The organism is Dietzia sp. Cai40 (assembly GCF_014145165.1).
Taxonomy (GTDB): Bacteria; Actinomycetota; Actinomycetes; order Mycobacteriales; family Mycobacteriaceae; genus Dietzia; species Dietzia natronolimnaea.
On record NZ_JAALEB010000167.1, the window covers coordinates 1 to 17438 of the forward strand.

20 protein-coding genes are annotated in these 17438 nt (G+C 71.3%); 19 read left to right on the plus strand and 1 reads right to left on the minus strand.

All coding sequences use genetic code 11. The annotated features are described in order from the left end of the window. Nucleotides 1-34: 34 nt before the first annotated feature. The gene (locus G6022_RS07195) at nucleotides 35-394 is read right to left on the minus strand and encodes an Rv2640c family ArsR-like transcriptional regulator (RefSeq protein WP_017836078.1); all 360 of its coding nucleotides are present in this window, start codon (nucleotides 392-394) and stop codon (nucleotides 35-37) included. 101 nt (nucleotides 395-495) lie between these two features. On the opposite strand from G6022_RS07195, the gene G6022_RS07200 reads away from it, so the two are divergent. From G6022_RS07200 to pyk, 19 genes are all read left to right on the plus strand, one after another. Further along, a complete protein-coding gene (locus G6022_RS07200; protein ID WP_182617579.1) occupies nucleotides 496-954 on the plus strand; it encodes an ArsI/CadI family heavy metal resistance metalloenzyme in 459 nt (152 codons plus the stop codon). Nucleotides 955-1094: 140 nt separating this feature from the next. Beyond that, on the plus strand, nucleotides 1095-2435 hold the full coding sequence (gene hisD / locus G6022_RS07205; RefSeq protein WP_179525134.1) for a histidinol dehydrogenase: 1341 nt from the start codon (nucleotides 1095-1097) through the stop codon (nucleotides 2433-2435). Beyond that, a complete protein-coding gene (locus G6022_RS07210) occupies nucleotides 2432-3568 on the plus strand; it encodes a histidinol-phosphate transaminase (RefSeq protein ID WP_179525135.1) in 1137 nt (378 codons plus the stop codon). Before hisD ends, G6022_RS07210 begins: the two co-directional genes overlap by 4 nt. Continuing rightward, complete coding sequence (gene hisB / locus G6022_RS07215) at nucleotides 3565-4188, plus strand: imidazoleglycerol-phosphate dehydratase HisB (protein WP_179525136.1); 624 nt, start codon at nucleotides 3565-3567, stop codon at nucleotides 4186-4188. The genes G6022_RS07210 and hisB overlap by 4 nt, the downstream gene beginning before the upstream one ends. Nucleotides 4189-4195: 7 nt before the next feature. Continuing rightward, nucleotides 4196-5443 (plus strand): MFS transporter, encoded by a 1248-nt coding sequence (locus G6022_RS07220; protein ID WP_179525137.1) that lies wholly within the window; start codon nucleotides 4196-4198, stop codon nucleotides 5441-5443. After that, complete coding sequence (gene hisH, locus G6022_RS07225; RefSeq protein ID WP_182615571.1) at nucleotides 5440-6102, plus strand: imidazole glycerol phosphate synthase subunit HisH; 663 nt, start codon at nucleotides 5440-5442, stop codon at nucleotides 6100-6102. The genes G6022_RS07220 and hisH overlap by 4 nt, the downstream gene beginning before the upstream one ends. Beyond that, nucleotides 6095-6457, plus strand: a complete 363-nt coding sequence (locus G6022_RS07230) for a hypothetical protein (protein ID WP_241731099.1) — start codon at nucleotides 6095-6097, stop codon at nucleotides 6455-6457. Before hisH ends, G6022_RS07230 begins: the two co-directional genes overlap by 8 nt. After that, nucleotides 6457-7212, plus strand: coding sequence for a bifunctional 1-(5-phosphoribosyl)-5-((5-phosphoribosylamino)methylideneamino)imidazole-4-carboxamide isomerase/phosphoribosylanthranilate isomerase PriA (gene priA / locus G6022_RS07235; RefSeq protein ID WP_182615573.1), 756 nt, complete (start codon nucleotides 6457-6459; stop codon nucleotides 7210-7212). The genes G6022_RS07230 and priA overlap by 1 nt, the downstream gene beginning before the upstream one ends. 60 nt (nucleotides 7213-7272) lie before the next feature. Continuing rightward, entirely contained in the window at nucleotides 7273-8187 is a 915-nt protein-coding gene (locus G6022_RS07240) for an inositol monophosphatase (RefSeq protein WP_182615574.1), read from the plus strand. 7 nt (nucleotides 8188-8194) lie between these two features. Then, on the plus strand, nucleotides 8195-8968 hold the full coding sequence (hisF, locus tag G6022_RS07245) for an imidazole glycerol phosphate synthase subunit HisF (protein ID WP_182615575.1): 774 nt from the start codon (nucleotides 8195-8197) through the stop codon (nucleotides 8966-8968). Next, nucleotides 8965-9318, plus strand: coding sequence for a phosphoribosyl-AMP cyclohydrolase (gene hisI, locus G6022_RS07250; RefSeq protein ID WP_179525143.1), 354 nt, complete (start codon nucleotides 8965-8967; stop codon nucleotides 9316-9318). Before hisF ends, hisI begins: the two co-directional genes overlap by 4 nt. A 4-nt stretch (nucleotides 9319-9322) precedes the next feature. Then, nucleotides 9323-9502 carry a tautomerase family protein gene (locus tag G6022_RS07255; protein WP_179525144.1) on the plus strand — a complete coding sequence of 60 codons (180 nt, stop codon included), beginning with the start codon at nucleotides 9323-9325 and terminating at the stop codon, nucleotides 9500-9502. Next, nucleotides 9499-11076, plus strand: a complete 1578-nt coding sequence (locus tag G6022_RS07260; protein WP_182615576.1) for an anthranilate synthase component I — start codon at nucleotides 9499-9501, stop codon at nucleotides 11074-11076. Before G6022_RS07255 ends, G6022_RS07260 begins: the two co-directional genes overlap by 4 nt. Then, nucleotides 11073-11717, plus strand: coding sequence for a TIGR02234 family membrane protein (locus G6022_RS07265; protein ID WP_182615578.1), 645 nt, complete (start codon nucleotides 11073-11075; stop codon nucleotides 11715-11717). The genes G6022_RS07260 and G6022_RS07265 overlap by 4 nt, the downstream gene beginning before the upstream one ends. Before the next feature lie 99 nt (nucleotides 11718-11816). After that, nucleotides 11817-12629, plus strand: coding sequence for an indole-3-glycerol phosphate synthase TrpC (trpC, locus tag G6022_RS07270; protein WP_179525147.1), 813 nt, complete (start codon nucleotides 11817-11819; stop codon nucleotides 12627-12629). Between the two features lie 67 nt (nucleotides 12630-12696). After that, complete coding sequence (gene trpB, locus G6022_RS07275) at nucleotides 12697-13992, plus strand: tryptophan synthase subunit beta (RefSeq protein WP_182615584.1); 1296 nt, start codon at nucleotides 12697-12699, stop codon at nucleotides 13990-13992. Next, entirely contained in the window at nucleotides 13989-14780 is a 792-nt protein-coding gene (gene trpA, locus G6022_RS07280; protein ID WP_182615580.1) for a tryptophan synthase subunit alpha, read from the plus strand. Before trpB ends, trpA begins: the two co-directional genes overlap by 4 nt. After that, nucleotides 14777-15670, plus strand: coding sequence for a prolipoprotein diacylglyceryl transferase (gene lgt, locus G6022_RS07285; RefSeq protein WP_182615582.1), 894 nt, complete (start codon nucleotides 14777-14779; stop codon nucleotides 15668-15670). Before trpA ends, lgt begins: the two co-directional genes overlap by 4 nt. A 46-nt stretch (nucleotides 15671-15716) precedes the next feature. Next, nucleotides 15717-17135, plus strand: coding sequence for a pyruvate kinase (gene pyk / locus G6022_RS07290; RefSeq protein WP_179525149.1), 1419 nt, complete (start codon nucleotides 15717-15719; stop codon nucleotides 17133-17135). Nucleotides 17136-17438 lie beyond the last annotated feature (303 nt).

The following is a 17438-nucleotide window of genomic DNA, read 5'->3' on the forward strand; positions in this document are numbered from 1 at the left end:
GGCCTGACCCCCGACGCACTAACGGAGATACCCACTAGGTGCAGCAGTTCGGGTCGAGCGCGGCACGCAGGGCGTCGATCGCGGACCCCCGGGCACGGTGGAACACGCTCATCCCGCGCCGCTCCGACTCGATCATCCCGGCCTCGCGGAGCCGGCCCAGGTGATGGGAGGTGGTCGACTCCGCGACGCCGGTCGCGGCGGCCAGATCTCCTGTGCGGACCTCGCCGTCGTCACTGGTGAGCAGGAGTGACAGCAGCCGGATCCGGACCGGGTCGGCGAGGGCCTTGAGACGCAGCGCGATCTCCACGGCGTCCTCGTGGCCGATCGGCCCCGCCGATACGGGCGCGCAGCAGACCGGCGAGCTGACGTCGAGGAGGGGCAGGGCCTTGGGCATGTCCGCGAGTGTAGCGCGGGTTCTTGACGAATATCGAAAAGGCTGGTTCTCTGGGCGGTGCAACAAATTCGATATTCATCTCAGAGGTGGAGGTTCCGACCATGTCCCGTGTGCAACTCGCCCTCAATGTCGACGACGTCGACGAGGCCGTCCGGTTCTACTCGACGCTGCTGCGCGTCGAGCCCGCCAAGCGCAAGCCCGGCTACGCCAACTTCGTGGTGGAGCAGCCGCCCCTCAAGCTGGTCCTGCTCGAGAACCCGGGCCAGGGAGGCTCGCTCAACCACCTGGGCGTCGAGGTCGAGTCCAGCGAGCAGGTCCACGGCGAGATCGCGCGACTGACCGACGCCGGCCTGTTCACCGACGAGGAGATCGGCACGACCTGCTGCTTCGCCACCCAGGACAAGGTGTGGGTCACCGGCCCGGGAGGCGAGCGGTGGGAGATCTACACGGTCCTCGCCGACTCGGAGACGTTCGGGACGTCGCCGGTAGCGGGTGACAGCAACAGGAACGACGACGACGAGGCCGGCGCCGACTCCGGGGGTGGCGCCTGCTGCGCGTGAGCGGCCGGAGGGTGCGCCCGACCGGGTCCACAACACCCGCGAGGGTGGCATGGGACAGGCCCGGGCCCGGGCGCACCTAGACTGGTTCGCGGCCGTCGGCCGGTTGCTCGACGTCCCGTGATCAAAGGAAAGGCCACACCATGCTCTCCCGCATCGACCTGCGCGGTCGCACCCTCGGTACCGCCGAGCTGCGTCGCACACTCCCGCGAGGCGCCGCCGACGTCGACTCCGTCGTCGACACCGTCCGCCCGGTGGTCGAGGCGATCCGGGAGCACGGGGCCTCCGCCGCGCTCGACTACGGCGAGAAGTTCGACCGGGTGCGGCCCACCTCGGTGCGGGTCCCCGCCGAGGTCATCACCGAGGCCGGCGAGGCCCTCGACCCTGACGTGCGCGCGGCCCTGGTCGAGGCCATCCGCCGCGCGAGGATCGTCCACTCCGCACAGCGGCGCTCGGACACCGTGACCGAGGTCGCCGCCGGCGGCTTCGTCACCGAGAAGTGGGTTCCCGTCGAGCGGGTGGGCCTCTACGTTCCCGGCGGCAAGGCCGTGTACCCGTCGAGCGTCATCATGAACGTCGTGCCGGCACAGGTCGCTGGGGTCGGTTCACTCGTGGTGGCCTCCCCGCCCCAGGCCGACTCCGGTGGCTGGCCCCACCCCACCATCCTCGGCGCGTGTGCTCTGCTCGGGGTCGACGAGGTCTGGGCCGTCGGAGGCGCCCAGGCCGTGGCCCTTCTCGCCCACGGCGGCGAGGACACCGACGGACGCGAGCTCGAGCCCGTCGACATGGTCACCGGCCCCGGCAACGTCTACGTCACCGCCGCCAAGCGACTGTGCCGCAGCGTCGTGGGGATCGATTCGGAGGCCGGTCCCACGGAGATCGCCGTCCTGGCCGACCACACGGCCGACCCGGTCCACATCGCCTACGACCTCATCAGCCAGGCCGAGCACGACCCCAATGCGGCGAGCGTTCTGGTCACCGATTCCGAGCAGCTCGCCGACGCCGTCGCGCGGGAGGTCGAGGCCCGCTACACCGTCACCCTCAACTCGGGCCGCGTGCGCGACGCGCTCGAGGGCCCGCAGTCGGGCATCGTCCTGGTGGACGACATCGACGCCGGCCTGCGCGTGGTGGACGCGTACGCGGCCGAGCACCTGGAGGTGCAGACCCGCGACTCCGCCGCCGATGCCGCCCGGGTACGCAACGCCGGGGCGATCTTCGTGGGCGCCTACTCCCCGGTCCCGCTCGGCGACTACGCGGCGGGCTCGAACCACGTCCTGCCCACGTCGGGCACCGCCCGTCACTCGTCCGGGCTGAGTGTGCAGACCTTCCTGCGCGGTATCCACGTCATCGACTACGACCGCGCGGCGCTCAAGGAGATCGCCCCGACCGTCGTCGCGCTCGCCGACGCCGAGGGTCTCCCGGCCCACGGCGAGGCCGTCCGGGCCCGCTTCGAGGACCTCACCGCCGAGGAGGAGGACCAGTGACCGACACCCCCCGGCCCGGAGTCGGCCTGGACGCGCTGCCACTGCGCGAGAACCTGCGCGGCAAGAGCGCCTACGGAGCCCCGCAACTCGAGGTGCCGGTGCAGCTCAACACCAACGAGAACCCGCACCCGCCCAGTGCGGCGCTGGTCGCCGACATCGCCGCCGCGGTCTCCGCGGCGGCGGCCGACCTCAACCGCTACCCGGACCGGGACGCCGTCGACCTGCGCACCGACCTCGCCGCCTACCTCACGCGGCAGACCGGGGTGGAGCTGGACGTGGACATGGTGTGGGCGGCCAACGGCTCCAACGAGATCCTCCAGCAGTTGCTGCAGGCCTTCGGCGGACCCGGTCGCAGTGCGATGGGATTCGTCCCCAGCTACTCCATGCACCCGATCCTCGCCGCGGGCACGGACACCGAGTGGATCCCGGTCGACCGGGGCGCGGACCTGGCGATCGACGTCGAGGCCGCGCTGGCGGCGATCGCCGGGCACCGCCCCGACGTCGTCTTCCTCACCACGCCCAACAATCCGACGGGCCACGTGATCGAGCTGGACGACCTGCGGCGGCTGATCGACGCGGCACCGGGGATCGTCGTGGTCGACGAGGCGTACGCGGAGTTCTCCCCGTCGCCGAGCGCGTGCACGCTGCTGGCCGAGTTCCCGGCGAAGCTGGTCGTCTCGAGGACCATGAGCAAGGCCTTCGCGTTCGCCGGCGGGCGGCTCGGCTACTTCGCGGCCGACCCCTCGTTCGTCGACGCCGTGCTGCTCGTCCGTCTGCCGTACCACCTGTCGGTGATCGCGCAGGCCGCCGCCGCGGCCGCGCTGCGTCACGCCGAGGAGACCCTGGCGTCGGTCGCCCTGCTGGCCGAGGAGCGCAAGCGCGTCACCGCGGGGCTCGAGTCGCTCGGCTACGACGTGCTGCCCAGCGAGGCCAACTTCGTGCTCTACGGGCCCTTCGTGGACGCGCCCCGCGCGTGGCGGCGCTACCTCGACGCGGGCGTGCTCATCCGCGACGTGGGCATCCCCGGCCGTCTTCGTGCGACCATCGGGCTGGAGAGCGAGAACGACCGGCTGCTGCAGGTGAGCGCCGAGTTGGCGGGAACAGAGATCACCACGACGAGGGAGAGACGATGAGCGAGCAGGGCGGACGCGTCGGTCGCGTCGAGCGCACCACCAGGGAGTCGTCGATCGTCGTCGAGATCGACCTCGACGGCACCGGCCGGACGGAGATCGCCACCGGCGTCCCGTTCTTCGATCACATGCTCACCGCGTTCGGCCAGCACGGAGCGTTCGACCTCACGGTCCGCGCGACGGGCGACGTCGAGATCGAGGCGCACCACACCGTCGAGGACACCGCCATCGTTCTGGGCCAGGCGCTCGGGAAGGCACTGGGCGACAAGCGGGGCATCCGCCGCTTCGGTCAGTGCTCGATCCCGATGGACGAGACGCTCGCCGAGGCGGTCGTCGACGTCTCCGGGCGCCCGTACTGCGTCCACACGGGGGAGCCCGACGTCATGATCGGCTACGTCGTCGTGGGCCACGACAGCGCGCCGTACGGCACCGTGCTCAACCGGCACGTGTTCGAGACCCTCGCGTCGCACGCCCGCATCGCGCTGCACGTCCGCGTGCACTACGGGCGCGACCCCCACCACATCACCGAGGCGGAGTACAAGGCCGTCGCCCGGGCGCTGCGCGCCGCGGTCGAGCCGGATCCGCGGATCAGCGGGATCCCCTCGACCAAGGGCGCTCTGTGATGGCGAAGTGACCGCGGGGGTCACGAAGCCGGGCGCGTTCGCACAGCTGTCCCGGACCCCCGGTGTGCCGGCGGCGTTCGTCCTGGTGCTCCTCGCCTTCGGTGGCTTCTCGCTGCTCCTGCCCGTGGTGCCCCTCGCCGTGGTCCGGGGCGGGGGCAGCGAGCTGGTCGCCGGTGCGACCACCGGTGTGTTCATGACGGTCACCGTGCTGGTCCAACTGCTCACCCCGAGGATCACCGCGGCGATCGGCTACCGTTGGGTGCTCGCGATCGGCAGCGCGCTCCTCGGCCTGCCCTCGGGGCTGCTCGCCCTGTTCGACGGGCCGTTCGCGGTGCTGGCGGTCAGCGGTGTGCGTGGGGCGGGCTTCGGCATGATGACGGTCGCCGGCTCCGCACTGGTCGCCGAGCTCGCGCCACCCGGGATGCTCGGCCGCGCCACCTCGCTGATCGGCCTCGCGGTGGGGATCTCCGAGGCCATCTTCCTGCCTGTCGGTCTGTGGCTGCTGGAGGTCTTCGGTCTGGCCACGGTCGCCTGGAGCGCGACGGCGTTCGGTGTGGTCGGACTGCTCGCGGCGGCACGACTCCCCGACGTGCACCCCGCTCCCGCCAGGCCTTCCGACCCGTCCGCACTGGGCCGCCGGGCGATGCTCGTCCTGCTCGCCGGGCCGTTCCTGGTCATGGTGGCGGTGTCGCTGCCGTACGGCGCCGCCGCGTCGTTCCTCTCGCCCGCCCTGGACTCGATCGTCTCGGGCAGCGGCGCGGTCGTCGCGGGGGTCGGGCTCGGATTGCTGGGGGTGGGCGTGATCGTCGGGCGCACCTTCGCGGGACTCGTCTCCGACCGGCGCGGCCCCGGCGCCCTGGTCTGGCCCGGACTGGCGGTCTCGGCGCTCGGCATGGCCGGTATCGCCGGCCTGCTCTCGGTGTCGGCGAACCCGTGGTGGTTCATCGCCCCGACCGTGGTGTTCGGACTCGGGTTCGGCGCCGTGCAGAACGAGGCGCTCGTCGCCTCGTTCGAGCGGATGCCGCGCTCGCGCCTGGGGACCGCGTCCGCCTCGTGGAACATCTCCTTCGACGCGGGCACGGGTCTCGGGTCGGTGGTCATGGGTGGCGTTGCCGGTTTCGGATACGTCGTCCTGTTCACGGTCGCGGCCGGCGTGGTGCTGCTCGTCGGCGGTCCCGCGGCGGTGGGCGCCCGGCGCACCCGGCCGACGCGTGATCTGACCTCGCCCGCCACGGACGATAAAGTGAGCCCATGACCTCATCGGCCCCGCGGGTGGCGCTCCTCGACTACGGCTCGGGCAATCTCCGCTCGGCCCATCGCGCGCTGGAGCGTGTCGGCGCCCGGGTCGAGCTCACCTCGGACCACCGGGTCGCCACCGAGGCGGACGCACTCGTGGTCCCGGGGGTCGGCGCGTTCGCGGCGTGCATGGAGGGTCTCCGGGCCGTCAAGGGGCCGAGGATCATCGGCGAGCGTCTGGCCGGTGGTCGCCCAGTGCTGGGGATCTGCGTGGGAATGCAGGTCATGTTCGAGCGGGGGACCGAGTTCTCGGACGGTGAACACGCCGAGTCCGGGGCCGCGGGCTGTGGGGAGTGGCCCGGGGTCGTCGAGCGACTGGAGGCTCCTGTGTTGCCGCACATGGGGTGGAACACCGTCGAGGCGCCCGAGCGCAGCGTCCTGTTCGCCGGCATGCCCGCCGACGAGCGCTTCTACTTCGTCCACTCCTACGGGGTGCAGCGATGGGAGATGGAGCCGTCCGACCACCTGACCCCGCCGGACGTCACCTGGGCCCGGCACGGCACGAGATTCATCGCCGCCGTGGAGAACGGCCCCCTGTGGGCCACCCAGTTCCACCCTGAGAAGTCGGGAGATGCAGGCCTGCAGCTCCTCGAGAACTGGATCAGATCCCTTGGCTGACCGCCGGGGTCGCCCGGCGCCCGTATCGTTCGCGGTGCTGGCGCTGGGGGTCTCCGGGGCGGGGGTACTGGTCCTGGGACTGACCGCCCTGGCGGTCGCGCTGTTCCCGCTGCCGCCGGCGGGCCGGGCCGTCGTCGCTCTGGTCGGTGTGATCCTGACCGTCGTGGCGATGGGGGTCGTGTCCACCCGCATCACTGATCGGGCGATCCGTGCCGAGTACGGAGACGAGCCCGCCGTCACATACGGAGACGAGCCCGCCCCCGAGGCCGGGGTCGAGTCCAGCGCACACTCCGGGGAGCCGTCGGAACCGGTCGAGGGCGATGGGGAGCGCCCCCGGGCGGACGGACTACGCTGATGCCCGTGACCAACGCTTCTTACCTCGAACTCCTGCCCGCCGTGGACGTCGCCGACGGGCAGGCCGTCCGTCTGGTGCAGGGAGAGGCCGGGACCGAGACCTCGTACGGATCGCCGCTCGAGGCCGCCATGCAGTGGCAGCGGGACGGGGCCGAGTGGGTCCATCTGGTGGACCTCGACGCCGCCTTCGGTCGCGGGACCAACCGCGATCTCCTCGCCGAGGTCGTCGGCGCACTCGACGTCAAGGTCGAGATGTCCGGAGGGATCCGCGACGACGACTCGCTGGAGGCGGCCCTCGCGACCGGCTGTGCCCGGGTCAACCTGGGAACCGCCGCCCTGGAGAACCCGGAATGGTGCGCCTCCGCGATCGCCCGCCACGGGGACCGCATCGCGGTGGGTCTGGACGTCCGTGTGGTCGACGGCGAGCCCCGGCTCCGTGGCCGCGGGTGGGTGTCCGACGGAGGCAACCTGTGGGAGGTGCTGGAGCGTCTGGACAAGGACGGCTGCGCGCGGTACGTCGTCACCGACGTGTCCAAGGACGGCATGCTCAACGGTCCGAACCTCGAGATGCTCTCCCAGGTGTGCTCGGTCACCGGATCGCCGGTGGTGGCGTCCGGCGGGGTGTCCTCCGTGGCCGACCTCGAGGCCATCGCGACGCTGGTGCCAAAGGGCGTCGAGGGCGCGATCGTGGGCAAGGCCCTCTACGCCGGTCGCTTCACCCTCCCCGAGGCGCTGGCCGCGGTGAGTGTCCGCTGAATCGGCCATGACCACCTTGTAGCCACACCCACCCGCATGACCTCGAGCAGGAGGCCCGAGATGACCGATCAGACCGGAAACACCCTGCCGACGGACCTGTCCGTCGACCCCGCGGAAGCGCTCGCCCTGGCGGCCCGCGTGCTCGAGGAGGTCACCCCCCGCTTCGTCGAGGGACTGGGTGCCGAGGGCACGCGCGCCAAGGGCTCGCGCAACGACTTCGCGACCGAGCTCGACCTCGAGCTGGAGCGTCGGATCTCCGACGCGCTGCGCGAGGGCACCGAGCTCGAGGTGCACGGCGAGGAATTCGGCGGCCCGCCGGTCAACGAGGGCACGCTCTGGGTGGTCGACCCGATCGACGGCACGGCCAACTACTCCCTCGGCATCCCCACCACCGGCATCCTCGTCTCGCTGGTCCACGAGCGACAGCCTGTACTGGGACTGACCTGGCTTCCCCTCCTCGGCCTGCGGTTCACCTCGATCGCCGGGGGCCCGCTCAAGGAGAACGACGAGGAGATCCCGCGGATCGCCGACGTCTCCATCCGCGATGTCGCGCTGGGCCTCGGGTCGCTCAACACCGGCGCCCGCACCACCTACCCGCCGGCCTATCGACGAGAGGTGTTCGAGCAGCTCACCCTCGACGCCGCCCGCACCCGCAAGTTCGGGTCGACGGGGGTGGACCTGTCGTTCGTGGGTTCCAGCCGGTTGTCCGCTGCGGTGAGCTTCGGCAACTACGCGTGGGACAACGCGGCGGGCGCCTCCCACATCCGCGCGGCCGGGGGAGTGGTCACCGACCTGACCGGTGAGCCGTGGTCGATCGACTCCCAGTCGATCCTCGCCGCCGGCCCGCGAGCGCACGCGGAGGTGCTCGGCACCATCCGCGAGCTCGGCGAGCCGGGGAACTTCTTCGAGGCGGGCCGTCGCCGGGCCACCCCCGGTCCCGACGGCAACCGCCCGTGGCTCGACGGGGAGCGGTGAACCGGGCATGACACTCGCCACCCGGGTGATCCCGTGCCTCGACGTCGACGCGGGCCGCGTGGTCAAGGGCGTGAACTTCCTCGATCTGCGGGACGCCGGGGATCCGGTCGAGTTGGCCGCCGCCTACGACGCGCAGGGCGCGGACGAGCTGACCTTCCTCGACGTGACCGCGTCGTCCTCGGGCCGCGGAACCATGATCGACGTGGTCACACGCACCGCCGAGCAGGTTTTCATCCCCCTCACCGTGGGCGGCGGGGTGCGCGCCGCCGAGGACGTCGACCAGCTCCTCCGCGCCGGAGCGGACAAGGTCAGCGTCAATACCGCCGCGATCGCGCGTCCGGAGCTGCTCGAGGAGCTCAGCAGGCGCTTCGGCTCCCAGTGCATCGTCCTGTCCGTCGACGCCCGGACGGTGCCGGAGGGCGAGGCCCCCACACCATCGGGATGGGAGGTCACCACCCACGGTGGCCGCCGGGGCACCGGGATCGACGCCGTCGAGTGGGCCCGGCGTGGCCAGGAGCTGGGGGTGGGGGAGATCCTGCTCAACTCGATGGACGCGGACGGCACCAAGGCGGGCTTCGACCTGGACATGGTCCGTGCGGTCCGTGCGGCGGTGACGATCCCCGTGATCGCCTCCGGCGGGGCCGGCGCGGTCGAGCACTTCGCCCCCGCGGTCAAGGCCGGCGCCGACGCCGTTCTCGCGGCCAGCGTCTTCCACTTCGGCGAGATGACGATCGGCGACGTGAAGAGGGCCATGGCGGCCGAGGGGATCACGGTCCGATGAGCGATCCGGCCCTGGACCCGACCATCGCCGACCGGCTCACCCGGAACGCGGAGGGTCTGATCGCTGCCGTCGTGCAGGACGCGACCTCCGGTCGGGTCCTCATGATGGCGTGGATGGACGACGCCGCCCTCGCCGAGACGCTGGCCACGCGGCGCGGGGTGTACTACTCGCGCTCGCGCGGGACGCGGTGGGTCAAGGGGGAGACCTCCGGCCACGTGCAGCATGTGCGCAGCGTGGAGATCGACTGCGACGGCGACACCGTCCTGCTGAAGGTGGACCAGACCGGGGCCGCCTGTCACAACGGCACGGTCAGCTGCTTCGACACCGACACACTCCTCGGGGAGGACTGAGCCCGTGCCCTTCATCCAGATCAACCAGCTCGACGGGATGGACCCCGAGTCCAAGTCCCGGGTGATCGAGGCCGTCACAGCCGCCTACGCCGAGGCCGCGGGCAAGGACCCGGCCAAGGTGTGGGTGCTCGTCAACGACATGCCGCACGACTCGTTCGGGATCGGCGGCCGGGTCGTCGGATGAGTACCAGGACCACCACCTTCGAGCAGTTCCGGGCGCTCGCCTCGGGCCACCGGGTCGTCCCCGTGGTGCGCACGGTGCTCGCCGACTCCGAGACGCCGCTCTCCGCGTACGACAAGCTCGCGGCCGACCGGCCCGGGACCTTCCTGCTGGAGTCGGCCGAGCACGGCCGGTCATGGTCGCGGTGGTCGTTCATCGGCTGTGGGTCGGCCGCGGCGTTGACCGTCGACGACGCGGGTGAGGCCATGTGGTTGGGGCACGTGCCCGCGGGGGCTCCGACGGGCGGCGACCCGCTCGACGCCCTGCGCCGGACCCTGGACCTGCTGAGGACCGACCAGATCGAGGGCCTGCCGCCGCTGACGTCCGGGCTGGTGGGTTACCTCGGGTACGACATCGTGCGCCGACTCGAGCGCATCACACCGGACACCACCGATGACCTCCACATCCCCGAGCTCGTCCAGATGCTGGCCACCGACCTGGCGGCGTTCGACCACCACGAGGGCCGGATCCACCTGATCGCCAACGCGGTCAACTGGGACGGTAGCGACGACCGGGTCGAGGAGGCCTACGCCGACGCGGTGGCCAGGGTGGACTCGATGACGGCGAGGCTCGCGGCTCCCGGCGCCGGCGGGGTCAGCGTCTTCGACACACCGGATCCGCGGATGCGCCGCCGCACCGACGAGTCGACCTACCACGCGCGGGTGGCCGACATCATCGAGCAGATCTACTCCGGGGAGGCCTTCCAGGTGGTGCTCAGCCAGCGCTTCGAGGTCGACACCTCGGCCTCGCCGAGAGACGTCTACCGGATCCTGCGCACGACCAATCCGAGCCCCTACATGTATCTGATGACGGTCCCGGACGGCAGCGGGGACGACGGTTTCGGTGGCACCGCGTTCACCATCGTCGGATCGAGCCCCGAGGCCCTGGTCAAGGTGCAGGACGGGCTGGCCACGACCCATCCGATCGCCGGGACCCGGCCGCGGGGTGAGGACGACGAGCACGATGTCCTGCTGGCCAAGGACCTCGTGGAGGACGCCAAGGAGAACGCCGAGCACCTCATGTTGGTGGATCTGGGTCGCAACGACCTCGGCCGCGTCTGCGAGCCGGGTTCCGTCGTGGTGACCGAGTTCCGCCAGGTCGAGCGGTACAGCCACGTGATGCACCTGGTCTCCACCGTGACGGGCCGCCTGGCGGAGGGGCGCACGGGCATCGACGCCGTCACGGCCTGTTTCCCGGCCGGCACCCTGTCGGGCTCGCCCAAACCCCGCGCGCTGCAGATCATCGAGGATCTCGAGGACACCCGTCGCGGGGTCTACGGGGGAGTGGTCGGTTATGTCGACTTCGCCGGCAACGCCGATCAGGCGATCGCCATCAGGTCCGCGGTGCTCAAGGACGGGACCGCCTACGTCCAGGCCGGTGCCGGGATCGTCGCCGACTCGGTCGCCGCATCCGAGGACGAGGAGTGCCGCAACAAGGCGATGGCGGTCCTCCGCGCCGTCGCGGCGGCGGACACCCTGAGGCCCGCGGGCCCCACGGGAGGCGCTGAGGGTGCGGACACGCCGGGGGAGGGCCGGTGACCCAGAACGCCCGGCTCCGCATCCCCGTCGTGCTGTTGCTCCTCGGCGCCGTCTTGTTGTGGATCGCCTCCCGGATGGTGTGGGTGGACGTGGTCGCGTTCAACGACCAGTCGGGTGAGGCCCGGCGCAGCCTGACGGGTGCGCAGTGGCAGCCGGCGCTCGTCCCGTTGGCGGTGGGTGCTCTCGCCGCGGTGGCCGCGGTGGCGCTGGTCCGGGGGACGGGGGCCCGGGTGGTCGGGGCCGTCATCGCCCTCCTGGGCCTGGCCACCGGCGCGCTGCTGTTCTCGACCGTCGGCGGAGTGGACCAGGACCGGGTCCACTCCACGGTGACGGGTGAGGAGGAACTCGGCCGCACCAACGCGGGCCCGGGGACGGCCGGTGCGCAGGCGGTGCCGGAGTGGTCGGAGATCACGGAGATCTCGACCCGGTCGGCCGGTCCGGTTCTCACCGGAGCAGGAGCGCTGGCCCTCGTCGCCGCGGGAGCCGTCCCCATGATCTGGCCGACCCGGAGGGTTCAGCGGGATGATCGCTATGTGACGCCCGGGGCGCGCCGCGGTGACCCGGAGGCCGGCGAGGACACCGGGGACACCGGTCGTGACCTGTGGCAGGAACTCGACGACGGGCGCGATCCCACGGGCTGAGCATCCCCGACCGGGTCCCGATTCTCGGAACCCCGCCTGCTGCCTCTATTGTTGATCTCGATCACGCTTCCTGCCCGAACACTGCAGAGGGAGGTCACGGTGGGTACCGTGCTCGACTCGATTATCGACGGGGTCCGCGAGGACGTCGCGGCCCGCGAGGCTGTCATCGACCTCACTGCGGTCAAGAAGGCGGCCCGGTCGGCGCCGGAACCGCGTGACGCGCTCAAGGCGCTCCGGGGTGCCGGGGTCGGCGTCATCGCCGAGGTCAAGCGCGCCAGTCCCTCGAAGGGGCCGCTCGCCGAGATCCCCGACCCCGCCGTGCTGGCCCGGATGTACGAGGAGGGCGGGGCCCGCGTCATCTCCTGCCTGACCGAGGAACGCCGGTTCAACGGCAGCCTGGCGGACCTGGACGCCGTCCGCCGCGCCGTCGACATCCCGGTCCTCCGCAAGGATTTCGTGGTGGGCCCGTACCAGATCCACGAGGCCCGGGCGCACGGCGCGGACCTCGTGCTGCTCATCGTGGCCGCTCTGGAGCAGGACGCGCTGGTGTCCCTGCTGGACCGGACGGAGTCGCTCGGGATGACGGCACTGGTGGAGGTGCACACGGAGGAGGAGGCGGACCGCGCCCTCGAGGCCGGCGCCACCGTCATCGGTGTCAACGCCCGGAACCTCAAGACCCTCGAGGTCGACCGCGACGTGTTCTCCCGCATCGCTCCCGGCCTGCCGTCCGGGGTGGTCAAGATCGCCGAGTCGGGCGTCCGTGACGCGTCCGATCTCCTGGCGTACGCCAGCGTGGGCGCGGACGCGGTGCTGGTCGGCGAGGGGCTGGTGACGAAGGGCGACCCGCGCGCGGCGTGCAACGCCCTGGCCACGGCGGGTTCCCACCCGTCCTGCCCGCAGGGACCCCGCTAGGCCCCCGTCGCCCGCTTCCGGCAGACTGGGAGCCGTGAATTCTAACGAGCTGACACCGCTGCCCTCGATGGGAGACGTGCTCCGGACGACGACCGGACACGAGCCCGACCAGCGAGGCCACTGGGGCGCCTTCGGCGGGCGCTACGTCCCGGAGGCGCTCATGGCGGTCGTCGACGAGGTTGCCGACGCCTACGCCAAGGCCCGCGCGGACGACGCCTATCTGAACGAGCTCGACCGTCTCCAGCGCGACTACTCGGGTCGGCCGTCGCCGCTGTACGAGGCGGGGCGTTTCGGGGCCGAGATCGGCGCCCGTGTCTTCCTCAAGCGCGAGGACCTCAACCACACCGGATCGCACAAGATCAACAACGTCCTCGGCCAGGTGCTCCTCGCGCACCGCATGGGCAAGAAGCGGGTCATCGCCGAGACCGGGGCCGGCCAGCACGGCGTCGCCTCCGCCACGGCCTGCGCCCTGCTCGGGCTGGAGTGCAAGATCTACATGGGTGCGGTGGACGTCCGTCGTCAGGCGCTCAACGTCGCGCGGATGCGTCTGCTCGGCGCGGAGGTCGAGGCCGTGGAGGTCGGTTCCGCGACCCTCAAGGACGCGATCAACGAGGCGATGCGGGACTGGGTCTCCCGGGCGGACGACACCTACTACGCGTTCGGCACCGCCGCCGGCCCGCACCCGTTCCCCGCGATGGTCCGCGACTTCCAGCGGGTCGTGGGCACCGAGGCGCGCGCCCAGATCCTGGAGCGGATCGGGCGCCTGCCCGATGCCGCCGTGGCGTGCGTGGGCGGTGGGTCCAACGCGATCGGGTTGTTCCACCCGTTCATCGACGACGCCTCGGTCCGCCTGGTGGGCTGCGAGGCGGGCGGCGACGGCGTGGCGTCCGGTCGCACCGCCGCGACCGTGAACGCCGGGAGGCCGGGCGTCTTCCAGGGCTCGTACGCGCACCTCATGCAGGACGAGGACGGCCAGACCATCGAGTCGCACTCGATCTCGGCGGGACTGGACTACCCGGGCGTCGGGCCCGAGCACTCGTACCTGTCCGACATCGGTCGCGCCGAGTACCGGCCAGTGACCGACACCCAGGCGATGGACGCGTTCGCCCAGCTGTGCCGCACCGAGGGGATCATCCCCGCGATCGAGTCCGCCCACGCGATCGCCGGAGCGGCGCAGCTCGCCGCCGAGGGCGTCGACCTGATCCTGGTCAACGTCTCGGGTCGCGGTGACAAGGACGTCGACACCGCCGCCCGGTGGTTCGGTCTGTTGGGCGGGGGGACCCCACCCGAGGCCGGGGTGGACTCGAGCCGGGGTGCCGACGACGGCGAGGGCGACTACGCGGACGGTAGAGTCGAGGGATGAGCGTTCTGAGCGAGGTCTTCGAGCGGTGCCGTGCCGAGAACCGGGCCGCCCTCATCGGCTACTACCCGGCGGGGTACCCGACGGTCGAGGGGTCGATCGAGGCCGTGCGGACGATGGTCGCGGGCGGGTGCGACGTCATCGAGGTGGGTATCCCGTACTCGGATCCCATGATGGACGGTCCCACCATCCAGGCGGCCGCGGACGTGGCGCTGCAGGCCGGCTTCCGGATCCGGGACACCTTCGACGTGATCCGGGCCGTCGCCGAGGCCGGCGCGGTCCCGGTCGTCATGAGCTACTGGAACCCGATCCTCCAGTACGGCGTCGACCGGTTCGCGGAGGACCTCGCGGCCGCCGGCGGGACCGGGGTCATCACACCGGACCTCATCCCCGACGAGGCGGAGGACTGGATCGCCGCCACGGACGCACACGGGATCGACCGGGTGTTCCTGGTCGCGCCGTCGTCGACGCCCGAACGGCTGGCCATGACGCTGTCCCACACGAGCGGGTTCGTCTACATCCAGGCGGTCATGGGGGTGACCGGAGCGAGGGACGTGGTCTCCGACGCACCTCGCACGCTCACCGCACGGGTCCGTGAACACTCGGACCTCGCGTGCGGCGTCGGACTCGGGGTGCGCAACGGTGACCAGGCCGCGGAGATCGCCTCCTATGCGGACGGCGTCATCGTGGGGTCCGCCCTCATCACCGCGGCCACCGAGGGGGGCCAGGCCCTCGCCCGGCTGACGGCCGAACTCGCGGCGGGCGTGCGTCGGCCGGGGGCCGGCTCGTGATCCCGAGCCCGCCCCAGGGGGTCTGGGAGCTCGGGCCGTTCCCGCTGCGCGCCTACGCACTGTGGATCATCCTCGGCATCGTCGTGGCCATCTGGTGGGGTGAGAAGCGATGGGTCGCCCGTGGCGGGCGCGCGGGGGTCGTGCTCGACACCGCGCTGTGGGCCGTCCCCTTCGGTCTCGTGGGTGGTCGCCTCTACCACGTGGCCACCGACTGGTACCGCTACTTCGGGGAGGGCAGGAACCCGGTCGACGCGCTGAAGATCTGGGACGGCGGTCTGGGGATCTGGGGCGCCGTCGCGCTGGGCGCGGTCGGCGCCTACATCGGCCTGCGCCAGCAGGGCATCCGGGCGATCGGTGCGTTCGGCGACGCGGTCGCCCCGGGCATCGTCCTGGCACAGGGGATCGGGCGCCTGGGGAACTACTTCAACCAGGAGCTCTACGGTCGCGAGACGGACGTGCCCTGGGCGCTGGAGATCTACCAGCGCTACGACGAGACCTACGGGTACTCCGAGACCATCGGTCGCTCCACCGGGCAGGTGCTCGCGACCGTGCACCCCACGTTCCTCTACGAGTTGCTCTGGAACGTCCTGGTGGCCGTGGCGCTGGTGGTGATCGATCGCAGGTTCCGCCTCGGACACGGACGGCTCTTCGCCCTCTACGTGGCCCTGTACTGCTTCGGGCGGTTCTGGGTGGAGTTGCTCCGCGCGGATGCGGCGACCGAGATCCTCGGGTTGCGGATCAACACGGTCGTCTCGGTCGTCGTCATGGTGGCCGCACTGATCTACGTGTGGCGGGCACGCCGGGGCCGCGAGGACCCGTCGGACCTGCGTGCCCCCGAGGACCTGACCGGCGGGTCCCCGGAGGACGCACCCCCGTTGGCCGGTCGTTGACGTTGCGTTAACCGGTCATCCCGGTGAGGGGACTAGATTGGTACGGGTGAACCGTCGTACCAAGATCGTCTGCACCCTGGGTCCCGCCGTCGCGTCGGAGGCCGGCATCCGTGAACTCGTCGATGCCGGGATGAACGTCGCCCGGCTCAACTTCAGTCACGGAGACCATGCCGACCACGAGGCCAACTACCGCTGGGTCCGCAAGGCCTCCGACGAGTCGGGGCACGCCGTCGGTGTGCTCGCGGACCTCCAGGGCCCCAAGATCCGGCTCGGCCGCTTCCTCGAGGGCCGCCACGAGTGGGCGGAGGGCGACGAGGTCGCCATCACCGTCGCGGACGTGGAGGGCACCAAGGACCGGGTCTCCACGACCTACAAGGGGCTGGCGGCCGACGCCCGACCCGGCGACCGGCTGCTCGTGGATGACGGCAACATCGGCCTGACCGTCCAGCGGGTCGAGGGCGACGACGTCCACTGCGTGGTCACCGAGGGGGGCACGGTCTCCAACAACAAGGGCGTGTCCCTCCCGGGGATGAACGTCTCGGTTCCGGCGCTGAGCGAGAAGGACATCGCGGATCTGCGCTTCGCCCTCGCGCTGGGTGTCGACTTCATCGCCCTGTCCTTCGTCCGGTCGCCGGCGGACGTCGACCTGGTGCACGAGATCATGGACGAGGTCGGGGTGCACGTCCCGGTGATCGCCAAGCTCGAGAAGCCCGAGGCGGTCAAGAACCTCGAGTCCATCGTCCTGGCCTTCGACGCGATCATGGTGGCCCGCGGCGACCTGGGCGTCGAGCTTCCCCTGCAGGACGTTCCGCTGGTCCAGAAGCGGGCGATCCAGATCGCGCGGGAGAACGCCAAGCCGGTCATCGTGGCGACCCAGATGCTCGAGTCCATGATCACCAACTCGCGGCCCACCCGGGCGGAGGCGTCCGACGTCGCCAACGCCGTGCTCGACGGGGCCGACGCCGTGATGCTCTCGGGTGAGACCTCCGTCGGCAAGTACCCCATCGACGCGGTGCGGACCATGTCGTCCATCGCCCTCGCGGTCGAGGCCGACTCCACCGCCGCGCCGGACCTCGTCCACATCCCGAGGACCAAGCGTGGGGTCATCTCCTACTCGGCCCGCGAGATCGGGGAGCGGCTGGGCGCCAAGGCGCTCGTCGCGGTGACCTCGACCGGGGACACCGTCCGCCGGCTCGCCCGCCTGCACAGCCACCTGCCCCTCATCGCCATCACCGGCGATCCGCGCATCCGGAGCCAGTTGGCTCTCACGTGGGGAACCGAGACGTTCCTGACCGACCGGGTCCACGAGACGGCGGAGCTCGTCAAGGTGACCGACGAACTGTTGCTCCCCCTCGAGGGGTACAACGAGGACGATCTCATCGTGATCGTCGCGGGCAACGTGCCGGGAGTCGAGGGGTCGACCAACTTCATCCTCGTTCACAGGATGGGCGAGGCGGATCACTGATCACCTTCGGGTAACAACTCGGTAGCGCCGGTGAGCACCTGCTCACCGGCGCTTTCGTATCTATTCGTGCTTTTGACGTGACAGAGCCGAGATACATCTGTTACCTTTTTGGAGGCCACCGGGGAAGCCGGTCGGCCCGCCGCTTCGCCAACGCACCGAACTCCGAGGTTTCCCCTGATGTCCGACGCCACTCGAATCCACTTCACCGAGCTCGCCGATCGACTCGGTGTGGCCGGCTCCGGCGCGACCGCCGGCCGCCACCGTGCCGCCCGCTCCGCGAGCGGGATGGGCCGCATCGTCGCC

Coding starts and splice junctions, on each gene's coding strand:
- hisD (WP_179525134.1), top strand. CDS start 1,095: ATGCTCTCCCGCATCGACCTGCGCGGTCGCACCCTCGGTACCGCCGAG.
- hisF (WP_182615575.1), top strand. CDS start 8,195: ATGACACTCGCCACCCGGGTGATCCCGTGCCTCGACGTCGACGCGGGC.
- G6022_RS07195 (WP_017836078.1), bottom strand. CDS start 394: ATGCCCAAGGCCCTGCCCCTCCTCGACGTCAGCTCGCCGGTCTGCTGC.
- G6022_RS07200 (WP_182617579.1), top strand. CDS start 496: ATGTCCCGTGTGCAACTCGCCCTCAATGTCGACGACGTCGACGAGGCC.
- priA (WP_182615573.1), top strand. CDS start 6,457: ATGCCCGTGACCAACGCTTCTTACCTCGAACTCCTGCCCGCCGTGGAC.
- trpB (WP_182615584.1), top strand. CDS start 12,697: ATGGGAGACGTGCTCCGGACGACGACCGGACACGAGCCCGACCAGCGA.
- G6022_RS07260 (WP_182615576.1), top strand. CDS start 9,499: ATGAGTACCAGGACCACCACCTTCGAGCAGTTCCGGGCGCTCGCCTCG.
- hisI (WP_179525143.1), top strand. CDS start 8,965: ATGAGCGATCCGGCCCTGGACCCGACCATCGCCGACCGGCTCACCCGG.
- G6022_RS07240 (WP_182615574.1), top strand. CDS start 7,273: ATGACCGATCAGACCGGAAACACCCTGCCGACGGACCTGTCCGTCGAC.
- hisH (WP_182615571.1), top strand. CDS start 5,440: ATGACCTCATCGGCCCCGCGGGTGGCGCTCCTCGACTACGGCTCGGGC.
- trpA (WP_182615580.1), top strand. CDS start 13,989: ATGAGCGTTCTGAGCGAGGTCTTCGAGCGGTGCCGTGCCGAGAACCGG.
- hisB (WP_179525136.1), top strand. CDS start 3,565: ATGAGCGAGCAGGGCGGACGCGTCGGTCGCGTCGAGCGCACCACCAGG.